The sequence below is a fragment of the Vulcanococcus sp. genome (assembly GCF_044369115.1).
Taxonomy (GTDB): domain Bacteria; phylum Cyanobacteriota; class Cyanobacteriia; order PCC-6307; family Cyanobiaceae; genus Vulcanococcus.
The window spans coordinates 1-15,732 of record NZ_JBIPMN010000043.1 but is presented as its reverse complement, the minus strand read 5'-3'; the positions used below and the strand labels follow the sequence as shown (position 1 = coordinate 15,732).

General features: G+C 63.8%; 20 protein-coding genes. 9 read left to right on the top strand and 11 right to left on the bottom strand.

Annotated elements, in window-relative coordinates:
- Window positions 1-384: FAD-dependent oxidoreductase (locus tag ACIQ2E_RS04850; RefSeq protein ID WP_398326981.1), on the bottom strand; the 384-nt coding region annotated here is incomplete at its 3' end.
- A 147-nt stretch (window positions 385-531) separates the two neighbouring features.
- On the opposite strand from ACIQ2E_RS04850, the gene ACIQ2E_RS04845 reads away from it, so the two are divergent.
- The 4 genes from ACIQ2E_RS04845 (at window position 532) to ACIQ2E_RS04830 (ending at window position 3,412) form a co-directional block, all read left to right on the top strand.
- Window positions 532-1,245, top strand: a complete 714-nt coding sequence (locus ACIQ2E_RS04845; protein ID WP_398326978.1) for a rubrerythrin family protein — start codon at window positions 532-534, stop codon at window positions 1,243-1,245.
- Between the two features lie 81 nt (window positions 1,246-1,326).
- Window positions 1,327-1,506 carry a hypothetical protein gene (locus tag ACIQ2E_RS04840; RefSeq protein ID WP_398326975.1) on the top strand — a complete coding sequence of 60 codons (180 nt, stop codon included), beginning with the start codon at window positions 1,327-1,329 and terminating at the stop codon, window positions 1,504-1,506.
- Window positions 1,507-1,549: 43 nt separating this feature from the next.
- A complete protein-coding gene (locus ACIQ2E_RS04835; protein ID WP_398326972.1) occupies window positions 1,550-2,254 on the top strand; it encodes a response regulator transcription factor in 705 nt (234 codons plus the stop codon).
- 3 nt (window positions 2,255-2,257) lie between these two features.
- Window positions 2,258-3,412, top strand: coding sequence for a sensor histidine kinase (locus ACIQ2E_RS04830; RefSeq protein ID WP_398326970.1), 1,155 nt, complete (start codon window positions 2,258-2,260; stop codon window positions 3,410-3,412).
- A gap of 4 nt (window positions 3,413-3,416) precedes the next feature.
- Here ACIQ2E_RS04830 and ACIQ2E_RS04825 read toward each other — a convergent pair whose 3' ends face one another.
- From ACIQ2E_RS04825 to ACIQ2E_RS04805, 5 genes are all read right to left on the bottom strand, one after another.
- Window positions 3,417-4,037, bottom strand: a complete 621-nt coding sequence (locus ACIQ2E_RS04825; RefSeq protein ID WP_398326967.1) for a Crp/Fnr family transcriptional regulator — start codon at window positions 4,035-4,037, stop codon at window positions 3,417-3,419.
- 89 nt (window positions 4,038-4,126) lie between these two features.
- Entirely contained in the window at window positions 4,127-4,801 is a 675-nt protein-coding gene (locus ACIQ2E_RS04820) for a hypothetical protein (RefSeq protein ID WP_398326964.1), read from the bottom strand.
- Window positions 4,802-5,105: 304 nt separating this feature from the next.
- On the bottom strand, window positions 5,106-5,465 hold the full coding sequence (locus ACIQ2E_RS04815; protein ID WP_398326961.1) for a hypothetical protein: 360 nt from the start codon (window positions 5,463-5,465) through the stop codon (window positions 5,106-5,108).
- Window position 5,466: 1 nt separating this feature from the next.
- Window positions 5,467-5,880 (bottom strand): MotA/TolQ/ExbB proton channel family protein, encoded by a 414-nt coding sequence (locus tag ACIQ2E_RS04810; RefSeq protein ID WP_398326958.1) that lies wholly within the window; start codon window positions 5,878-5,880, stop codon window positions 5,467-5,469.
- A gap of 9 nt (window positions 5,881-5,889) precedes the next feature.
- Entirely contained in the window at window positions 5,890-6,873 is a 984-nt protein-coding gene (locus ACIQ2E_RS04805; RefSeq protein ID WP_398326955.1) for a CHAD domain-containing protein, read from the bottom strand.
- 117 nt (window positions 6,874-6,990) lie between these two features.
- Between ACIQ2E_RS04805 and ACIQ2E_RS04800 the strand changes: the two genes are divergently transcribed.
- The gene (locus tag ACIQ2E_RS04800; RefSeq protein ID WP_398326952.1) at window positions 6,991-7,269 is read left to right on the top strand and encodes a hypothetical protein; all 279 of its coding nucleotides are present in this window, start codon (window positions 6,991-6,993) and stop codon (window positions 7,267-7,269) included.
- Between the two features lie 19 nt (window positions 7,270-7,288).
- Here ACIQ2E_RS04800 and ACIQ2E_RS04795 read toward each other — a convergent pair whose 3' ends face one another.
- Window positions 7,289-7,477 (bottom strand): hypothetical protein, encoded by a 189-nt coding sequence (locus ACIQ2E_RS04795; protein ID WP_398326949.1) that lies wholly within the window; start codon window positions 7,475-7,477, stop codon window positions 7,289-7,291.
- The gene (locus ACIQ2E_RS04790) at window positions 7,470-7,652 is read right to left on the bottom strand and encodes a hypothetical protein (protein ID WP_398326946.1); all 183 of its coding nucleotides are present in this window, start codon (window positions 7,650-7,652) and stop codon (window positions 7,470-7,472) included. The genes ACIQ2E_RS04795 and ACIQ2E_RS04790 overlap by 8 nt, the downstream gene beginning before the upstream one ends.
- Before the next feature lie 143 nt (window positions 7,653-7,795).
- Between ACIQ2E_RS04790 and corA the strand changes: the two genes are divergently transcribed.
- A complete protein-coding gene (corA, locus tag ACIQ2E_RS04785) occupies window positions 7,796-8,914 on the top strand; it encodes a magnesium/cobalt transporter CorA (RefSeq protein WP_398326943.1) in 1,119 nt (372 codons plus the stop codon).
- 13 nt (window positions 8,915-8,927) lie between these two features.
- Here corA and ACIQ2E_RS04780 read toward each other — a convergent pair whose 3' ends face one another.
- Window positions 8,928-9,296 (bottom strand): Crp/Fnr family transcriptional regulator, encoded by a 369-nt coding sequence (locus ACIQ2E_RS04780; RefSeq protein ID WP_398326940.1) that lies wholly within the window; start codon window positions 9,294-9,296, stop codon window positions 8,928-8,930.
- A gap of 105 nt (window positions 9,297-9,401) precedes the next feature.
- Between ACIQ2E_RS04780 and ACIQ2E_RS04775 the strand changes: the two genes are divergently transcribed.
- The 3 genes from ACIQ2E_RS04775 to ACIQ2E_RS04765 are packed head-to-tail and all read left to right on the top strand — an operon-like array spanning window position 9,402 to window position 14,402.
- Window positions 9,402-11,243, top strand: a complete 1,842-nt coding sequence (locus ACIQ2E_RS04775; RefSeq protein WP_398326937.1) for an NAD-binding protein — start codon at window positions 9,402-9,404, stop codon at window positions 11,241-11,243.
- Window positions 11,236-12,249 (top strand): esterase-like activity of phytase family protein, encoded by a 1,014-nt coding sequence (locus ACIQ2E_RS04770; protein WP_398326934.1) that lies wholly within the window; start codon window positions 11,236-11,238, stop codon window positions 12,247-12,249. Before ACIQ2E_RS04775 ends, ACIQ2E_RS04770 begins: the two co-directional genes overlap by 8 nt.
- The gene (locus tag ACIQ2E_RS04765) at window positions 12,246-14,402 is read left to right on the top strand and encodes a PhoX family protein (protein WP_398326931.1); all 2,157 of its coding nucleotides are present in this window, start codon (window positions 12,246-12,248) and stop codon (window positions 14,400-14,402) included. Before ACIQ2E_RS04770 ends, ACIQ2E_RS04765 begins: the two co-directional genes overlap by 4 nt.
- 1 nt (window position 14,403) lies before the next feature.
- On the opposite strand, the gene ACIQ2E_RS04760 is transcribed toward ACIQ2E_RS04765, so the two are convergent.
- Window positions 14,404-15,246 carry a sigma-70 family RNA polymerase sigma factor gene (locus ACIQ2E_RS04760; protein ID WP_398326928.1) on the bottom strand — a complete coding sequence of 281 codons (843 nt, stop codon included), beginning with the start codon at window positions 15,244-15,246 and terminating at the stop codon, window positions 14,404-14,406.
- Window positions 15,247-15,256: 10 nt separating this feature from the next.
- Window positions 15,257-15,732 (bottom strand): glycogen/starch/alpha-glucan phosphorylase (locus ACIQ2E_RS04755; RefSeq protein ID WP_398326926.1); only part of this gene is annotated, 476 nt, incomplete at its 5' end.

The following is a 15,732-nucleotide window of genomic DNA, read 5'->3' as shown; positions in this document are numbered from 1 at the left end:
GCTGCACACGCCGCCCTTGCCCAGGGCATCGGGTAATCCCTTGATCGCGTCCCAGTTGAGCTTCAAGCCGGTGGCTACCACGAGAGCGTCGTAGGTGAGGGTTTGGCCGGCGCTGGTACTGACACTGTTGCTGTCAGGGTCGAAGCCGGCTACAGCTTCGCGGATCCAGGTAACACCCGCAGGAATCAAATCTGCTTCCCGGCGGCGGGTTTGATCCACGGTGAACACACCACCACCCACAAGGGTCCAACCCGGTTGGTAGTAGTGCTCGCTGGAGGGCTCGAGGATGGCCACATCGAGGCTGGGGCGGAAGCGCCTGAGGCGCGCGGCCACGGTGATGCCGCCCGCACCACCGCCCACGATCAACACCTGGTGATGACCCATGACCCTGGGATTTGAAGAGCTGTCCCAGATCTAACCAGAGCCGCCACGACTGGCCACGTCACGCACTTTTACAAAGTCGTACCGACTTCGCATAAGAAGGGCTATGCTCGCGCCAGCGCAGGGCGCCATCCGTAAGCACCGCAAACCATGGACCTTTCCAATCCCGGCACACAGGCCAACCTCGAAGCCGCGTTCGGCGGCGAGAGCATGGCCAACCGCAAATACCTCTTCTTTGCCGATGTGGCCAAGCAGCTCGGCAACAGCGAGCTGGCCAAGCTGTTCCGCGACACCGCCAACCAGGAAACCGAACACGCATTTGCCCATTTCCGCCTGCTGCATCCGGAGCTCGTCATCGACGACCCCGCCTCTCTCAGCGATGCGCAGAAGCAAGCAGTCCTGAGCCGGTGCCTTGAGCTGGCGATTGAAGGCGAAACCTACGAGTACACAACGATGTACCCCGAGTTCGCCGCCCAGGCCCGCGCCGACCGCGACGGGAGCGCCGAAGCAGAGTTCAACGAACAGATCAGCGAATCCCAGGAGCACGCCGGCATCTTCCGCACCGCAGCCCGCAACTTCGGCCTGCTCATCCCCGTGGAGCACCACCACGCCGATCGCTACAGCATTGCCCTAGAAGCCCTGCAGGGCAATGGCACGGCCGCCGAGGCCAGCCAACCGGTGAGCGGCCTGTGGATCTGCAAGGTCTGTGGCGTGATCTACGACCCCGCCGTGGGCGACCCCGATTCGGGGCTGGCCGCCGGCACAGCTTTTGAAGCCATCCCGGACGACTGGATCTGCCCGATCTGCGGCACCCGCAAGGCCAACTTCATGCCCTACCGCCCTGCGGAGCTGCAGGCGGCCTGAATCCACCAAGGGCTGGCCACTTAACACAAGCGCACCAGCCCCCAGCCGCTTTAGTGTGCGTTCCAGCACAGAACGAGCGGCATGGGCGCCGATCTCAACACTTCAGGCCAGCCATCACCTCGCGACGCTGGCTCCAGCACCAGTCTCAAATGGGGCCACAACGGAGAACTCTCCCCCGTGGATCTCCAGCGGGTGCTGGAGCGGCTCACTGATCCGGCCCTTACCCAATGCAGCCTCCAGCAGGACGCTCACAGCGATTGAGGCGGTATCGGGCAACACAAGGGTTCACGCCCAGAATTGAGGAATGAACCAGGTTGACGACGCCACCCCAACCACCCGGCTGCTGGTTGTGGAGGACGACGACACCATCCGCGAAACCGTGGCGGAAACCCTCGAGATGGAAGGATTCGCCGTCACGGCCGCCACCAACGGCCGCAGCGCCTGGGACCTGCTCAGCCGCGAGAGCTTTGATTTGGTGGTGCTCGATCTGATGCTGCCGGGCATCAACGGCCTCGATCTCTGCCGCCAGCTGCGGCAGGGCAGCACACCGCCCCTGATCCTGGTGGTGAGTGCCCGCGACACCGAAACCGATCGGGTGCTCGGCCTTGAGGTGGGTGCCGACGACTACCTGATCAAGCCCTTTGGCATGCGCGAACTGGTGGCCCGCTGCAGAGCCCTGCTGCGCCGCCAGCGCACGCCCCTGCCAGTCACCAGCAGCCTCGAACATCTCGATCTCCTCCTCTATCCAGGTGAATGCCGGGTCACCCGTGCTGGCATCGACATCCGCCTATCACCAAAGGAATACAAACTGCTCGAGCTGTTCATGCAGAACCCGCGCCGGGTGTGGAGCCGCGAGCAGCTGATCGAGCAGGTGTGGGGCGTGGATTACATCGGCGACAGCAAAACGGTGGATGTGCACATCCGTTGGCTGCGGGAAAAAATCGAAGACGACCCCTCCAATCCCGCCAAGTTGGTCACCGTGCGTGGCTTTGGTTATCGCTTCGGTTAACGGGTGAGCAAGGAAACAGCTCTAGCCCTATTGATCGGCGTAGCCGCTGGCGGCAGCCTCGGGCTGTTGTTCCGGCGCCAGCCGCGCTTGCAACGTCGGCGCCGACACCGTCAACGCCCCCTCGATCCGCCCGAAACGCAACTGCGTGCCTGGATGGAGGCAGTGCCGCAAGGGTGGTTGCTGCTCAACGGCGACAACCGCATCGCCGGCCTCAACCCCCGCGCCGAACTGCTGCTCGAACTGGAGGATTCCAGCCTGGGGCTGCGGGGTGAGCCCTTTGCGCTGCTGGATCCTTCCGATGAACTGCTGCACCTGGTGAATCTGGCCCGCGACAAGGGCCTGCCCCAACGCTGCTCCTGGCCACTGCGCACCAGCAACCTCGATGTGCGTGTGATGCCCGGCGACGTCGGCTGGGTAGCTGTGGTGCTGCAGGGGCGCAATCCACTGGAAAGCCAGCTGGAACGCCAGGAGGAGTGGGTGAGCGATGTGGCCCATGAACTGAAGACGCCGCTCACAGCCCTGCGGCTCGTTGGTGACAGCCTTGCCCTCAAAGCCGATGGCAGGCAGGCGGTGCTGGTGCAGCGCCTGCAGCGGGAACTGGAGCGGCTGCAGGTATTGGTGAGCGATCTGCTCGACCTCTCGCGCCTCGACAACACCCCCTTCACGGATGAAGCTCCCCAGGCGGTCGTGGATCCAGCGGCGCTGATCCACCGTGTGTGGAGCACGCTCGAGCCATTGGCGTCAGAGCGGGGGGTGCAGCTGCAGGTGGCACCAGCGCAGCCCCTCAGCGGAGAAGGACCTGATCTGGCGGCCATTGATCCGGCCCGCTTTCATCAGGCGCTGCTCAACCTGCTCGACAACGCCCTGCGCTACAGCCCCGATCAGGCCACGATTGATGTGCAGATCAGCGTCCGCAACCGCTGGTGCATGGTGTCGGTGCGCGATCACGGGCCGGGCCTGAGCGAAACCGACCTTGAACGCATGTTCCAGCGCTTTTACCGCGGCGATCCCTCCCGGGCCCGTTCACCCCGCAGCGGTAGCGGACTGGGGCTGGCGATCGTGCAGCAGATCGCACTCTCCCAAGGAGGGATGGTGCGGGCCAGCAACCACCCCGATGGCGGCGCACTGCTCGAGTTACTCGTGCCGCGCGCCGCCTGAACCCTCAGCCCCTGGGCAGATGGCTCACCACCAGCTGGCGCTGGTCATCGAGCTGCAGCCAGCCCTCCTCCCGCAGCAGGCCGAGCACGCGGGTCACGGTGACGCGCGTGGTGCTCAGTGCATTGGCGATGTCCTGGTGGGTGAGGCGCAGGTTGAGCAGCAGACCCTGCTCGCAGGGTTGGCCGTAATCCTGAGCCAGCAGCTCCAGAAAACCGCGCACCCGCTCTTCGATGCGGCGCAGACCGAGCAGCGCGATCAACGCTTCCGACTGGCGCATGCGGCTGGTCATCGCCCGAACGAGGGTGACGGCGAGATGAGGGGTGGCTTCGATCTCATCCATCGGCAGACAGAGCAGATCGCTATCGCCGATGGTGGTGGCTTCGTAGAGGTCAATGTTGGTGAGGGGCTCACCGAAGATCTCGTTCGGGCCGGCCAGGCCAAGCAGCAGATCGTCGCCCTGCTCGTTCATGCAACTGAGCTTGACCATGCCGCGGGTTACCAGCCAGACGTGATTGCGCAGCAGGGGAACCTTGCTGCCGGCGCTGAGGTGCACCAAATCACGGCGCTGATACACCTCCTCCAGCGAAGTGCGAAGACCCTGCTGACCACTTGGTGTGTAAACCATCGAGCTGTTGTGCCGACGGGACCCGCAGACTGTATGGAGCATCACCAGCGCTTGAGCAAAGCTCGGGTACAGGCGCGGTTAAGGCTGGGTTAGCCCTCGGGAACAGGTCTGACCATCCAGAGACCAGTGGAATCGCGCCAGAGCAAGGTGAGCTCACCCTGATGCACAAGGCTGATGCCATGCACCTGGGATGCCCCCTGAAACGGCAGCCCGAGCGAGCGAAAACCGGTCATTGTCATGGCCCTCCAAGCGTGAGATCCCTCCTGCTGGCGCTCGTCGGCCGCCTCCCAGAGGCCCTGAAGCAGGACTGCCTGGCGGGCTGTCAGCCACCATTGGCGCTGACGGACAGCCTGAACCCTGGGCTCGGCCGCATCGAAGCCATCACGCGGTGGAGTCAACCAGGCCGCTGCAACGCGCAACACCTCCGGCGCGGACCGTGGCAGACCCGACTCAGCAGCCACATCAGGCACCTCCTTGTCGTTCGGAACCGGCACTGGGCGCTGGGGGAACGCGTCGAAAGGGGGAGGTGGCGGTGGCAAGGCCACTGCGTCGGGATTGATGGGCAATGCCGGTGCAGAAGGGGGTGTGACCTGCAAGCGACGACTCAGGCGCAGGAGGGTAGGGGTATCGGCGCCACTCGCGTCGGCCTGTCGTGAACCTGGGCTCACAGTGGGCCTGGTGAGCAGGTGGGTGAGCACCGCAGCATGCACAGCCAGGGCCAGCAGAAGCGGTTCACGTAGCGGGAAGTTGAAGTTCGAGGGCAAAACCTTCCTCCTGAAGCTGTTGAGCCCGCTGCAGCACAACCGACCAGGGAACCTGCGCATCGGGCAGCAAGCGGACGAGGCGCGCCGATCCCCGGCGTAGAGACGGCGCCGCCATCGGCCGTCCCTGCCAGAGCAAGGTCCCCTCAGCGGTAAGGCGCAGAACCACGGCCGCACCCACTTGGGGGGGATGCCGTTGCTGCCACCAGAAACGTTGCACGAGCCCGCCGGCTGCCACGCTCAGAGCGACCGGAATTCCATAGCAACAAGCCTGCCAAGCGGCAGACGTCAAGCTGCGCTTCATGGCTTAGCCCCCCATCAACTCCAGCTGGAGGGAACCCTTGGTTCGGCGACGCAACCAGGCCAGGCTCGTACTGACCTCAGCCGTGCTGAGACGGTCTGAGGGCAGGAAGCGGACCGTCAGGGAGTCGCCACGGGCCGACAGCCGACGCTCCAGGGTCTGATCATCGACCGCGACACCGTCGGCGAACCAACGGCCTGCGGCGTTACGAGCCACCACCACGTTGGGCGATCCAGGGACCCCTGACTTGCGCTGAAGGGGCTGGGGATGCGGAAGGCCCGTCATGAAGGGCAGCAGTCCCACGGCTGCGAGCACCGCCAGCAGGCCCAGAGCCGTCGGGGTCAAGGCAACCAACAGGAGTTTCATCTCACCCCTCCTGCCGGCGAAGGCACTGCAGCTGCCAACGGCGCAACGCGCGATTGAGCAGGAGCACCACAAGCGCTGCCACAGCGATGGCCAGTCCGTAGGCGGTGCTCACCAGCACCAGCGAATAGCTCCTGAGCAAAGCGGATGATGGAACGTTGGCCTCATCGAGAACCCGCATGAGGGCCAGCACACTGCCCAACAAACCCAGCAGTGGAGCCACCAGCACAGCAGCTTCAAGCAGCGGTTCCATGCACTGAATTGTGAAAGCGTCGACCAGAAGCGGACGGCGTCTGGCCAAGGGCCGTCGGCGCCAACGCCACCAGAACCAGCAACGATCAATCGCAGCGCTGGCCACAGCCAGCGACAACAAGACCAGTGGCAGCAGCACGGGCCCGCAGGCCTGCAACAGAGTCATGGCCAGAACCTATGCAGGGTTTAAGCCTGGAGCCGTGCTCGAGATAGCGAGGGAGCGTGATCCAGACCACCCAGCTGCTGCACTGGACTGCAGTGCCAGCAACGCTTCTCGGCCTGCTGCCGTGCGCAGCTGAGCCGAGGCTTCATGCCAGCGCAGCCAGGCCTGATCGCGAGCCTCGCAGATCAAACTGCAGAGCACCGGCAACACTGCATCAGGCCGCTCCTCCAGCAAGCGCTCCAGGGTGAGCACAAGCACCCTCAGATCCTGCAAATCACCCAGGGCTGTTTGCATCTGCTTGAGCTGTAGCAGCCAGGGCTCAAAGGCTCCTGGGGCAAGGGTGCTGAGGTTGGCCAGGCCGTAGCGGGCCCGTTTGATCCGGCGACGCAACTGATGCAGGGCCATCGCACCTTCAGGCTCATGGGGGCGCTCCACCCACCAACCCGGCTGCGTGAACAGTCGAGCCAACACCACCTGCTGAAAGTCGGCACACCACGCCGCCATGGGCTCTTCCCCCAGTGGCGTGAAGACCGGCTCACGCAGCCACAGCTGAAGCCGTGCGAGCAGCTTGAGGTAGCGGCGGCCCTTGAGCGTGTCGGTTGTGATCGCGAAGGCCAGCTTGCGCTCACGCTTGAGCTGTTTGAGCAGCTTGCGCAGGGGCGCCTGTTCCCGCTCCGGCAGCAAGGGCAGCCAGTGCTGCTCGAGGCGATGGCGCATCACGTCGAGATCACGGGTGAGTCCCAGATCGGAACCGATCCGGGCCAGGCGCTGCGCCGAAACCTGCTCAGGCAACACCAGCGCCGCGGCAAATTGCTCCACCGTGCTGCGCAGTTGGCGGCAGCACACCCGCATCTGATGCAGGGGCTCAGGATCGCGATCGGCGAGCACATCGAGCTGCAGAGCCACCAATCGACGCGCACGCTGCTCGAGCAACAAGGCGACAAAAGAGCCGCAAGATTCGGTGCTCAGAGGCGCTGATCGATCCAGATCACCCACAGGGCAACAGCGAAAGGCTCACTCTGAACACATCACGGAGGTTAAGGAGTTAAGGGGTGGTTATGGATTCGGAGTGAGGCGGAAGCACTGCTACGTTCCTTGAAAAAGTCTTCCTGCGTGAAGCTGTCCACCCTGACTCACGAGCCCCTGCCTGGGCCGCTGCTTGCAGCCAAAGCCAACAGCACCACCAACAGCACAGTGGAGGCCAACGCAGCACTGTTCCGCCAAAAGGAACACCTGCTTTGCCTCAATCAACAGGAGGCCTTGATGCTGTTCGGCTTGCTTCAGGCCGCCTCACGCCACGAACCAACTCGCCGCACGATCCTCAGCAGCGGCGATTACAAGCAGTTCCACCGCCAGCTCAGCCAATCGCTGGCTCAGTGCCTGGCAAGTTAAACGAACCGCTAGCTGCAGTTTAGAAATACAGGCGGCTGCTGGTTGTTGCCGGGCGCTCGCGCAACTTGGGCAACCAACGCTCACGCAGCTCTTCGACACTCATTGCCCATTCATCGAGAGGCTGCTGAGCGGCGACCAGAGATTGCAGCCAATCGCGAAAGCGCTCCAGGCTTCGGAGATCAGCCTCGAGGCTTGGCGTGTCAGACACGGGGCTTCAGGGAGCTGGTCTTCAGCGTAGGCACAGTTTTGCCGCCGAACCGATGCAGATCCTGAAGATCTGCCGGTGTGGCGTAGGGGTTGAGCATGCGCAGGGTGCCCAACCAGAAACCCTGGATGGCCATGCAGCAGACCACCGGCGGCAGCCAGATGCGAACGCTCTGCATGGGAAGGCTGCCCGGCGTTGAGGTATTCGAATCGATTCCCCGCAGCAGGGCTGTGGCAGGCAACACCGCTGTTCCGTGCTCCGGCTCACATCGGAGGGTTCGGAGCAGCTCGCTACCTTGCCGGTGGTTGCGTGCATGGACGGATGCAGAGCCTCCCCCAATTGAGGCCCACGCCCGGCTCCCTGGATTCGCGCCGCCTGGAGGAACGTCCGGGCCAGATGCCCAACAGCTTGTATCTGGCAGGTGGACGTGCACCCACCACGTTTTCAGCGATGGTGCTCTGGCCGGAAGGCCCTCAACTGTGCCGTCTCCAGGATCGCGGGCAGATCGAGGATCTACTCAGCCAACGGGTGCCGATCTGGCTGCGGGTGAGCGGGATGGGACAACCACATCTGATCCGCGAAGCCTTGGAGCTCTGCCGGATCCCCGCCGTCTTCAGCCCCCTGGTGCTCGATACACCCCAATCCACCCGGGTGGATTCGATGGGCGATGTGATTGCCGTGGTGCTGCATCGGCTGCGATTCTCCAGAGATCCTCTCAATCTGGTGAGCGATCAGGTGAGCATGCTGCTCACTCACAACTGCTTGATCTCCATCGAAGAAGCACCGAGCAGTGATCCCTTCGCTTCGCTCACCGATTGGCTGATGCAGAAAAGCCCGGTGGCTGCGGCCGAAGATCTCGATGATCTCCTCCACTACATGGTGGACAACATCCTCGATGGCATCTTCCCGATGCTGGAGCAGATGGCCAATCGCCTCGATGATCTCGAGGAAGCGGCGCTACGGGATCCGCGGCCACGGGTGCTCACGCGGGCCTATCAATTGAGGGCCAACCTGCGTCGGATCCGCCAGCAACTCTGGCCGCTGCGACATCAGATCCTGTTGTTTCTGCGCCAGAACCAGCCGGTGATGGGACCCGATGGCTTGCAGGGATTCCAGGAAATGGCTCAGAACGTAGAGCAGATCTTTGAGAGCTGCGAAATCCTGCGCCATCAGTGCGATGCCGTGACCGAAGCACACATGGCGAGCACCGGAAACCGCATGAACCAGATCATGAAAACGCTCACAATCGTGTCAACGATCTTTGCGCCCCTCACCTTTATTGCTGGCATCTACGGCATGAACTTCGACAACATGCCCGAGCTGCACTGGCGCTATGGCTACATCGCCTCGCTGCTGCTGATGGGAACCATCGCGAGCATGCAGGCGATCTACCTCTGGCGGCGTGGCTGGTTTGAAGACTGGACAGCGCCGCGTCGCTGAAGGCGCAGCTGGCTCAGTCTTCTAGGCCGCGAAGCCGCCGCTCCAGGCTGGCCATCAGCTCGATCGCAAACAGGGGTGTTTCCTGCACCGCGAAGAGAAACTGTTCGCGGCCCAGCTCAATCAATTCCGTGGGCTCGAGCGCTCGGGCGGTGCCATGGCGGCGATGGTTATCGCTCACTAGGGCGCCCACACCCACCACATCACCGGGGCCGAATCGCTCAGGAGCATCGCCACCCCAATCAAGCTCGATGGCACCGCTGAGCAGGCAAAAGATGGTCGCGCCCGGTTCACCCGCTTCAAACAACACCTCCCCAGACGTGAGCACGCGCAGAGGCAGGCTGCTGGCGAAGGCCTGCATGGTGTGGAGCAGACCGGAATTCATGCAAGGTGATGCACCTGGCACCATCGTGCAGAGCTTTGATAAAGGGACGGTGAAGGACAGCCCTAGAGCCGGTTTCTACGGTGAAGCAGGCGCTGTTGAGCCAAGGTGACGGTCGGCGAGGGAGGTGTGCTGATCTGCGGCCTTGGAGCGCTGGGTCAGGCCTGCCTCGAGCGCCTGCTTCCCTTCGATGTTCCACTGACAGCGGTGGATCTGCTCCAGCCCCGATGGCGCCGTGCCGAGATGGCTGAACGGATCAGCCGACTGGTGCAAGGCGATATGCGTCATGCCCAGGTGCTGGAGAAGGCCGGTGTTCGGCAATGCCGATCGGTGCTGCTGCTCAGTTCCGACAGCCAGGTGAATCTGGAGGCCGCACTGCTGGTGCGGCTGTTGAACCCTGAGGCCGATGTGGTCGTGCGCTCCAGCAACGGCGAGCAGACCATCGGCCAGCTGCTCGAACAACGGCTTCCCAAGGTGGCTGTTGTCGACCCTCTCGTGCTCATCGCTGGAGCGATCGCCAGCGCCCTTCAACCTCAGGCGGGCTTGATCCAGCTCGGTAGCCATCCGCAAGGCGACACCATCAGCGTGGTGAGCGCAGCAGAAGCCCACAGGGAACCCACAAGCCGGCGCTGGCGACAGGCTGGTGCCGCCGATGCAGAGCTCTGGATCATCCGGCGGCAACGAGGGCTGGCCGCCACACAACCAACGCCAACAGCGCAGCAACGGCTCGTGCGACGACTGCGGGGTTGGCAACGGCGATGGCGAGCCCTACCGCGCCGGCAGTTGAGCTGGCTGGCGCCACTGCTGCTCGGCGCGGTTGCCATCGGTTTAGTGCTCTTTGCCGAGCGCGCCGGCGACTGGCGGCGCGCACTGTTGATCACTCTCGGGCTATTGCAGGGCGAATTTGTCGACCCGGTGATGCTGCTCAGTCAGCGCAGCCTGTGGCAACTGCTGGCGGGCCTGAGTTACGCCCTGCTTGGCACCCTGATCACATCGGCCCTGGTGGCCTTGATCCTCGAGCATTTGCTCACGGAACGCCTGGGGCTGCAACGGCGCGAGCGCCTGCGGGTTGGCAGCCGCCAGGTGTTGATCGTGGGCGGTGAGGAGGTTGTCGAACCGATTCGAACGCTGCTGGCTGGAGAACGCATCGGGGTTCAGACCGCCTGTTTCACGGAGGGCCGAGGAGGCATGGACAGTCAGTTGGAGCGGCTCAAGCACACGCAACTGCTGGGCATTGGACTGCTCAGCAACAATCTGCTCCGCAATGTGCAGGCGGCGCTCACCCTGCAGCAGAGCCATCCCAACTGTCGGCTGGCGGTTCTCGCCCACGCGATGGAGGCCAGCGATCAGCTGGGCAATTTGCTCGGGGGCATCAGCGTGATCTCCGGGGTGGATCTGGCAGCGGATGCGCTTGTTGCCACGGCCTTTGGTGAGCGGGTGGAGCAGGTGCTGCAGATCCACGGGCAAAACCAACTGGTGGTGCGCTATAGGGTGGAGCCCAACGATCACCTGTGCGGACTCACGATCGCCCGGGTGGAGAACGGCTACGGGATGACTGTGCTGCGGCATCAGCGCCGTGATCACGGGAGCGCCCGTGCCCTGCCGCCTTTGGATTGGTCGCTGCAGCCAGGCGATGAAATCAGCGTGCTGGCTGGCCTCGACAGTCTCCGCCGGGTGGAGTGCGGTGAACGGCAGCCAGCGCTCTGCTGCGTGGAACTGCGGGCCAACCCGCACCCCCATGAGCGGTTTGTGGTGCAGCAATGTCTCGCCCGGTATCTGAACCTCGCGCCCGGACAAGTGCAGAGCTGGCTGGATGGTGAGTGGCAGCGCAGCCAGCCTTTGGATCGCGATCTGGCCGAGCTGATGTGCCTGGAGCTGCAACGCCTGCGCGTGGAGACGCGGCTCTGCAGCGGCTCTGAACTCTCATCCGCAGGTACTCACCATGGCTGACGGGTTGGCGCGGCTGGTGCTGGGCTCGGCCTGGGGTCTGCTCAGCCCTGTTCTGCCCTGCCCATTGGAGGCGGGCTGGATCCTCCAGCGCGACGGGTTGATCCCGGGAGCAGGCGGGGGCTACTCAGCCATCGCCGTTGAGAGCCCGTTGCGCCGTTTCTGGCTGTTGAGCGACCTGCCCGAGGGTGAGCTCAGCGCCTGGACGCTCCCCTCCGCTCACAGCTCACCCCGCCAACTGGGCGCCCTTCAGCTGCAGGTTCCTCAGCAGGTGACCCATCAACTCGATGGTGAAGGCCTGGTGATCGACGGCGATCAGGCCTGGGTGGCCACGGAAGGGAGACGCAGCCAGGAACGCCCCGCCCAGCTGCTGCGCGTCTCGCTGGTGAGTGGAGCGCTGTTGGAGGCGGTGCCACTGCCACCGCTCTGGCAGCCGCAACCCCAACAGGGCCTCAACAGCAATGCAGGGCCGGAAGGATTGGCACGGCTCAACCGCCCGGGAGAACCGCTCGCCTTGCTGATGACAGCGGAACGGCCACTCCTCCAAGACCCAGACGATCAAGTTCGCCTGCTCCGCTGGGACTGGCCAAGGCCGAGCCGATCCCGGCAAGACCCTCCCCAGGCCAGCGAACAGGGGGCGCTGGAGGCACCGGCGGATGGTCCATGGGGGCTGACCGACCTGCAGGTCTTGCATCCACAGCAACCCGGTGCACCGCTGCTACTCACCCTCTGGCGCCGCTACCGAGAGCCGTTGCAGTGGAGCAACCAGCTGCGGCTCTATCGGTTGCCTGAACCAGGACAGGTGATGAAGGCGATCCACCACTGGGATCTGCAACAGGTGGGCTTGACCCCTGAAAACTGGGAGGGATTGAGCCTCACAGCAGCACTGTCGCCTGCACAACCAAGCTTGCTGCTGGTGAGCGATGACAATCGCAATCCATTGCAGACCAGCCGTTTGGCGATGCTCAGCCCCCATCGCTTGGCCAGCTGCCCGCAGCGGCAACCATGAAGCGGCGTTCGTTGCTGGAGTGCCTGGGGCTCACGGCCGTCAGCGCCGCCGCCGGGGTGTTCAGCGATCGCCAGGCTGGTGCGAAAGCCACGCCAGTGCCGGCATGGCCATCGATCACCGGGCCGATCCCCCTGCCCGGTGATGGCCTCAGCGCCGCGCAGCAACGACAGACCTATCGGCGCATCGGCCTGCTGGATCGGCTCGAGGTTCCCAAGGGGTACCGCGTCGATGTGGTGTTGAGCTGGGGCGATCGGCTCGGCGCGGGCGTGATGGGGTTCAACAACGACTACCTCGCCTTCACACCCCTGGCAGCAGATCGAGCACTGCTCACCATCAATTTCGAATACATCAGCGCCCTCACCTGGTGTGAGGGCTACAGCGAAGCGCATGGCCGCAGCCTGCCCTTTGCGGCACTGGAGGCGCTGCTTCAGCAAGCCGGTGGAGGAGCTGACATTCCGGCACTGCCCGCGGGAACACCGCTACGCGTGATGGCGGAACAGATCGCCCGAGCGGCGCTGGAGGATTTAGGGATCGGAGTAGCCGGAATCAAACGAGGGGCCGACGGGCGCTGGCGCCATGAATCCACCCCTCTAGAACGGCGCATCCATGGGCTCAGCGGTTGGAACGACCCGAGCCAGCGGCTGCGCAGCAGCGGCCCGGCGGCGGCGGTGTTTCGCCAGCGCAGGCGCCTGGGCTACGACGACGGGCTCGGTGATCGCATCATTGGCACCTTCGCCAATTGCGCCGGTGGCCAGACCCCCTGGGGCACCGTGCTCTCGGCCGAGGAGAACGTCCAATCGCAGGTGGTGGAAGCGGTCTATGCCGACGGCAGCTCGCCGTTACCGTCGCAGCGACCGTTCGAATTCAGCCGCAAGCGTCTCGCTGGTCTTGGGAATCCATTCGGGCTGGCCGGAAACAAATACGGCTGGATGGTGGAAATCGATCCGCAGGACCCCAGCAAACCCGCCGTGAAGCACACCTGGCTGGGGCGGTTTCGCCATGAAGCCGTCGCCGTACGCGCCAGATCCGGTGAGCCGCTGGTGGTGTATTCAGCCTGCGACCGGCACAGCGGTCATCTCTATCGGTTTGTCAGTCGTGAAGTGGTAGCTGATCCGCGCGATCCAGCCAACTCGCGGCTGCTGGAGGAGGGCCGGCTGGAGGTGGCACAACTCCAGCCCGATGGCAGCGGCCAATGGCTACTGCTCGCACCCCAGACACCGATTGCCCCCTTCCTCTCTGTTCACGACGTCAATCTCGGCGGTACAACCACCGTGGAAGTGCCCCACAGCGATCGCAGCCGTGCCGGCGGCGAAATTCTGCGCAGCCCAGCAGAACGTGAGCGCTACGGCCGGTTGTATTCAACCCTTGGTGATCTCTACCTGGGTGAAGGTAATGAGCAGCAGGGAGCGATCCTGATCGATGCACACCTCGCCGCCAACGCCATCGGCGCCACCCCCACCGCACGCCCGGAAGACACCGACATCGATCCGACCAGCGGTGATCTGCTGATCACCTTCACGATGGGAGGCTCCGAGGAAACCGGCAGTCCTGATCCAGCCATCTTCCAGGGACCCAAGGGAGAAACACCGTGGCCGTTCGGCTGGGTGATGCGCTTGAGCGATGAACCCGCCGATGCAGCGCAGCCAGGCGGTCCGTTGCGCTGGCGGATGGTGGCCACCGGCGGCACCCCCTGGGAGGGTGGGCTCGGATTCGCCAATCCCGACAACCTGGCTATCGACCAGCGCGGCAACGTGTGGATGGTGACCGATCGCTCGTTTGGCAGCAGCCAGAGCGACATCTTTGGCAAAAACGCCTGCTGGATCCTGCCGCGGAGCCCCTCAAGTGAGCAGCAGGCGGTGCTGTTTGCCAATGGTCCGATCGAATCGGAACTGTGCGGACCCTGTTTTGATGCGAAGGAGCACACATTGTTCCTAGCGGTTCAGCATCCGGGAGAACAGCACGGTTGCCATCAGCGTGAGCAGATGGAAATGCAGGCGTTCACGCTTGAGGATCGCTCCGGTGAACGCTTTGATCAGCTGCGCAGCGTGCCCTTGGGATCGAACTGGCCCTCGGGCGTACCAGGCCGGCACCCCAGGCCCGCGATCGTGGCCGTGAGCCGCAACCAGGGCGGTCCACTGCTGCCGCAGAGCTGAGTTACGCCAGTTCAGCCAGTAGCTCGCGGGCGCTGGGTTCCACCAGCCGCAAGCGCTTGCTCGAGCGCTCCAAGCGGCGGTTCAGCGCCTGGCGTGTGATCCCCATGCTGCGAGCCACTTCACTTTGACTTTCACCCTGCACCAGGCGATCGAGGATGGCGAGATCGGCCGGCGCCTTCCGCCGCAGCCGCGCGGCTGCGGCCTGCACATCCTGCTGATCCAGGGAGCGATCCGGTGGTGCAGCGAGACAATCGCTGAGATGGATCGGCTGGTCGTGCCCCATCTCAAGTGAACGATCGAGGCTGTCAACCTGGGAGGCTCTCCAGGCCTCTTGCAGCTCCCTGAGCTGATGGAGTTCGACATCCAGATACGCGGCGAGTTCAGTCTGCGTGAGGCCTGGCGGCGCAAAGTGCGCTTTCAGCTGCAGCTGTTGTTGGCGAGCTGAAAGACGAATCGCACTGCCACTGGCCTCAATCTCCCGGCGGATCGACTGGCGGATCCACCAGCTGGCGTAGGTGGAGAATGAATAACCCAGAGCCGGGTCGAATTTCTCCACAGCTCGGATCAAACCGATCGTGCCCGCCTGAAGCAGATCGGCAAACTCCAGCGCAGAACTTTTCAGAATGCGGGCCTGATAGGGCTTGGCAATACACACCACAAGCCGCAGGTTCTCGTTGATCATGCGGCTGCGGGCCCGGGCCGCGGCTCGGCGCTGAGCCGGTGTGGCCTTCGGATCGTCGGCTGCACGGATCTGCTGACCGCGGCTGATCACCAAGCGGGATGATCCCTGAGGTAAGCGACCTGCTGCATCCAGCCAGGCGCGGGTGCTGTCTTGGGAAGACATGAACACAGGCTCAAGAGAACGGCTGTTGCGAGGTCTGCTCAGGCAATGAGCAAGCCAATTCCACCGGCATCGGATCCACGTGCCAGATGCGGTGGGCGTAATCCTGGATTGAGCGATCAGATGAGAAGAAACCACTCCTGGCTGTATTCATCAGCGAAGAATGCCGCCAGCCGCGCTGAGCGAGCCAACGGCCATCGATACGGTGCTGCGCCTGCAGATAGGCCTCAAAATCCGCCAGCACAAAGAACGGATCCGAATGCAGCAACCCATCAAGCAATGGCACAAACAGGCCGCGGTCTCCCTCGCTGAACTGACCTGAATAGAGCAGCTCGAAAACCTCCTGAAGCACCGGCAAACCCTGGAGCACCTCGCAGGGTCGGTAGCCAGATCCACGCCAGGCGGCTACCTGATCCGTGGTGAGGCCAAACAATTCAAAGTGGTCCGGGCCCACCTGTTCGAGGATTTCCACATTGGCGCCATCGAGGG

What these genes read in the sequence shown, in the direction of transcription:
- ACIQ2E_RS04845 (WP_398326978.1), top strand. Translation starts at nt 532, where the DNA reads ATGGACCTTTCCAATCCCGGCACACAGGCCAACCTCGAAGCCGCGTTC.
- ACIQ2E_RS04840 (WP_398326975.1), top strand. Translation starts at nt 1,327, where the DNA reads ATGGGCGCCGATCTCAACACTTCAGGCCAGCCATCACCTCGCGACGCT.
- ACIQ2E_RS04835 (WP_398326972.1), top strand. Translation starts at nt 1,550, where the DNA reads ATGAACCAGGTTGACGACGCCACCCCAACCACCCGGCTGCTGGTTGTG.
- ACIQ2E_RS04825 (WP_398326967.1), bottom strand. Translation starts at nt 4,037, where the DNA reads ATGGTTTACACACCAAGTGGTCAGCAGGGTCTTCGCACTTCGCTGGAG.
- ACIQ2E_RS04815 (WP_398326961.1), bottom strand. Translation starts at nt 5,465, where the DNA reads ATGAAACTCCTGTTGGTTGCCTTGACCCCGACGGCTCTGGGCCTGCTG.
- ACIQ2E_RS04810 (WP_398326958.1), bottom strand. Translation starts at nt 5,880, where the DNA reads ATGACTCTGTTGCAGGCCTGCGGGCCCGTGCTGCTGCCACTGGTCTTG.
- ACIQ2E_RS04790 (WP_398326946.1), bottom strand. Translation starts at nt 7,652, where the DNA reads ATGCAGAGCGTTCGCATCTGGCTGCCGCCGGTGGTCTGCTGCATGGCC.
- corA (WP_398326943.1), top strand. Translation starts at nt 7,796, where the DNA reads ATGCAGAGCCTCCCCCAATTGAGGCCCACGCCCGGCTCCCTGGATTCG.
- ACIQ2E_RS04780 (WP_398326940.1), bottom strand. Translation starts at nt 9,296, where the DNA reads ATGAATTCCGGTCTGCTCCACACCATGCAGGCCTTCGCCAGCAGCCTG.
- ACIQ2E_RS04770 (WP_398326934.1), top strand. Translation starts at nt 11,236, where the DNA reads ATGGCTGACGGGTTGGCGCGGCTGGTGCTGGGCTCGGCCTGGGGTCTG.
- ACIQ2E_RS04765 (WP_398326931.1), top strand. Translation starts at nt 12,246, where the DNA reads ATGAAGCGGCGTTCGTTGCTGGAGTGCCTGGGGCTCACGGCCGTCAGC.
- ACIQ2E_RS04760 (WP_398326928.1), bottom strand. Translation starts at nt 15,246, where the DNA reads ATGTCTTCCCAAGACAGCACCCGCGCCTGGCTGGATGCAGCAGGTCGC.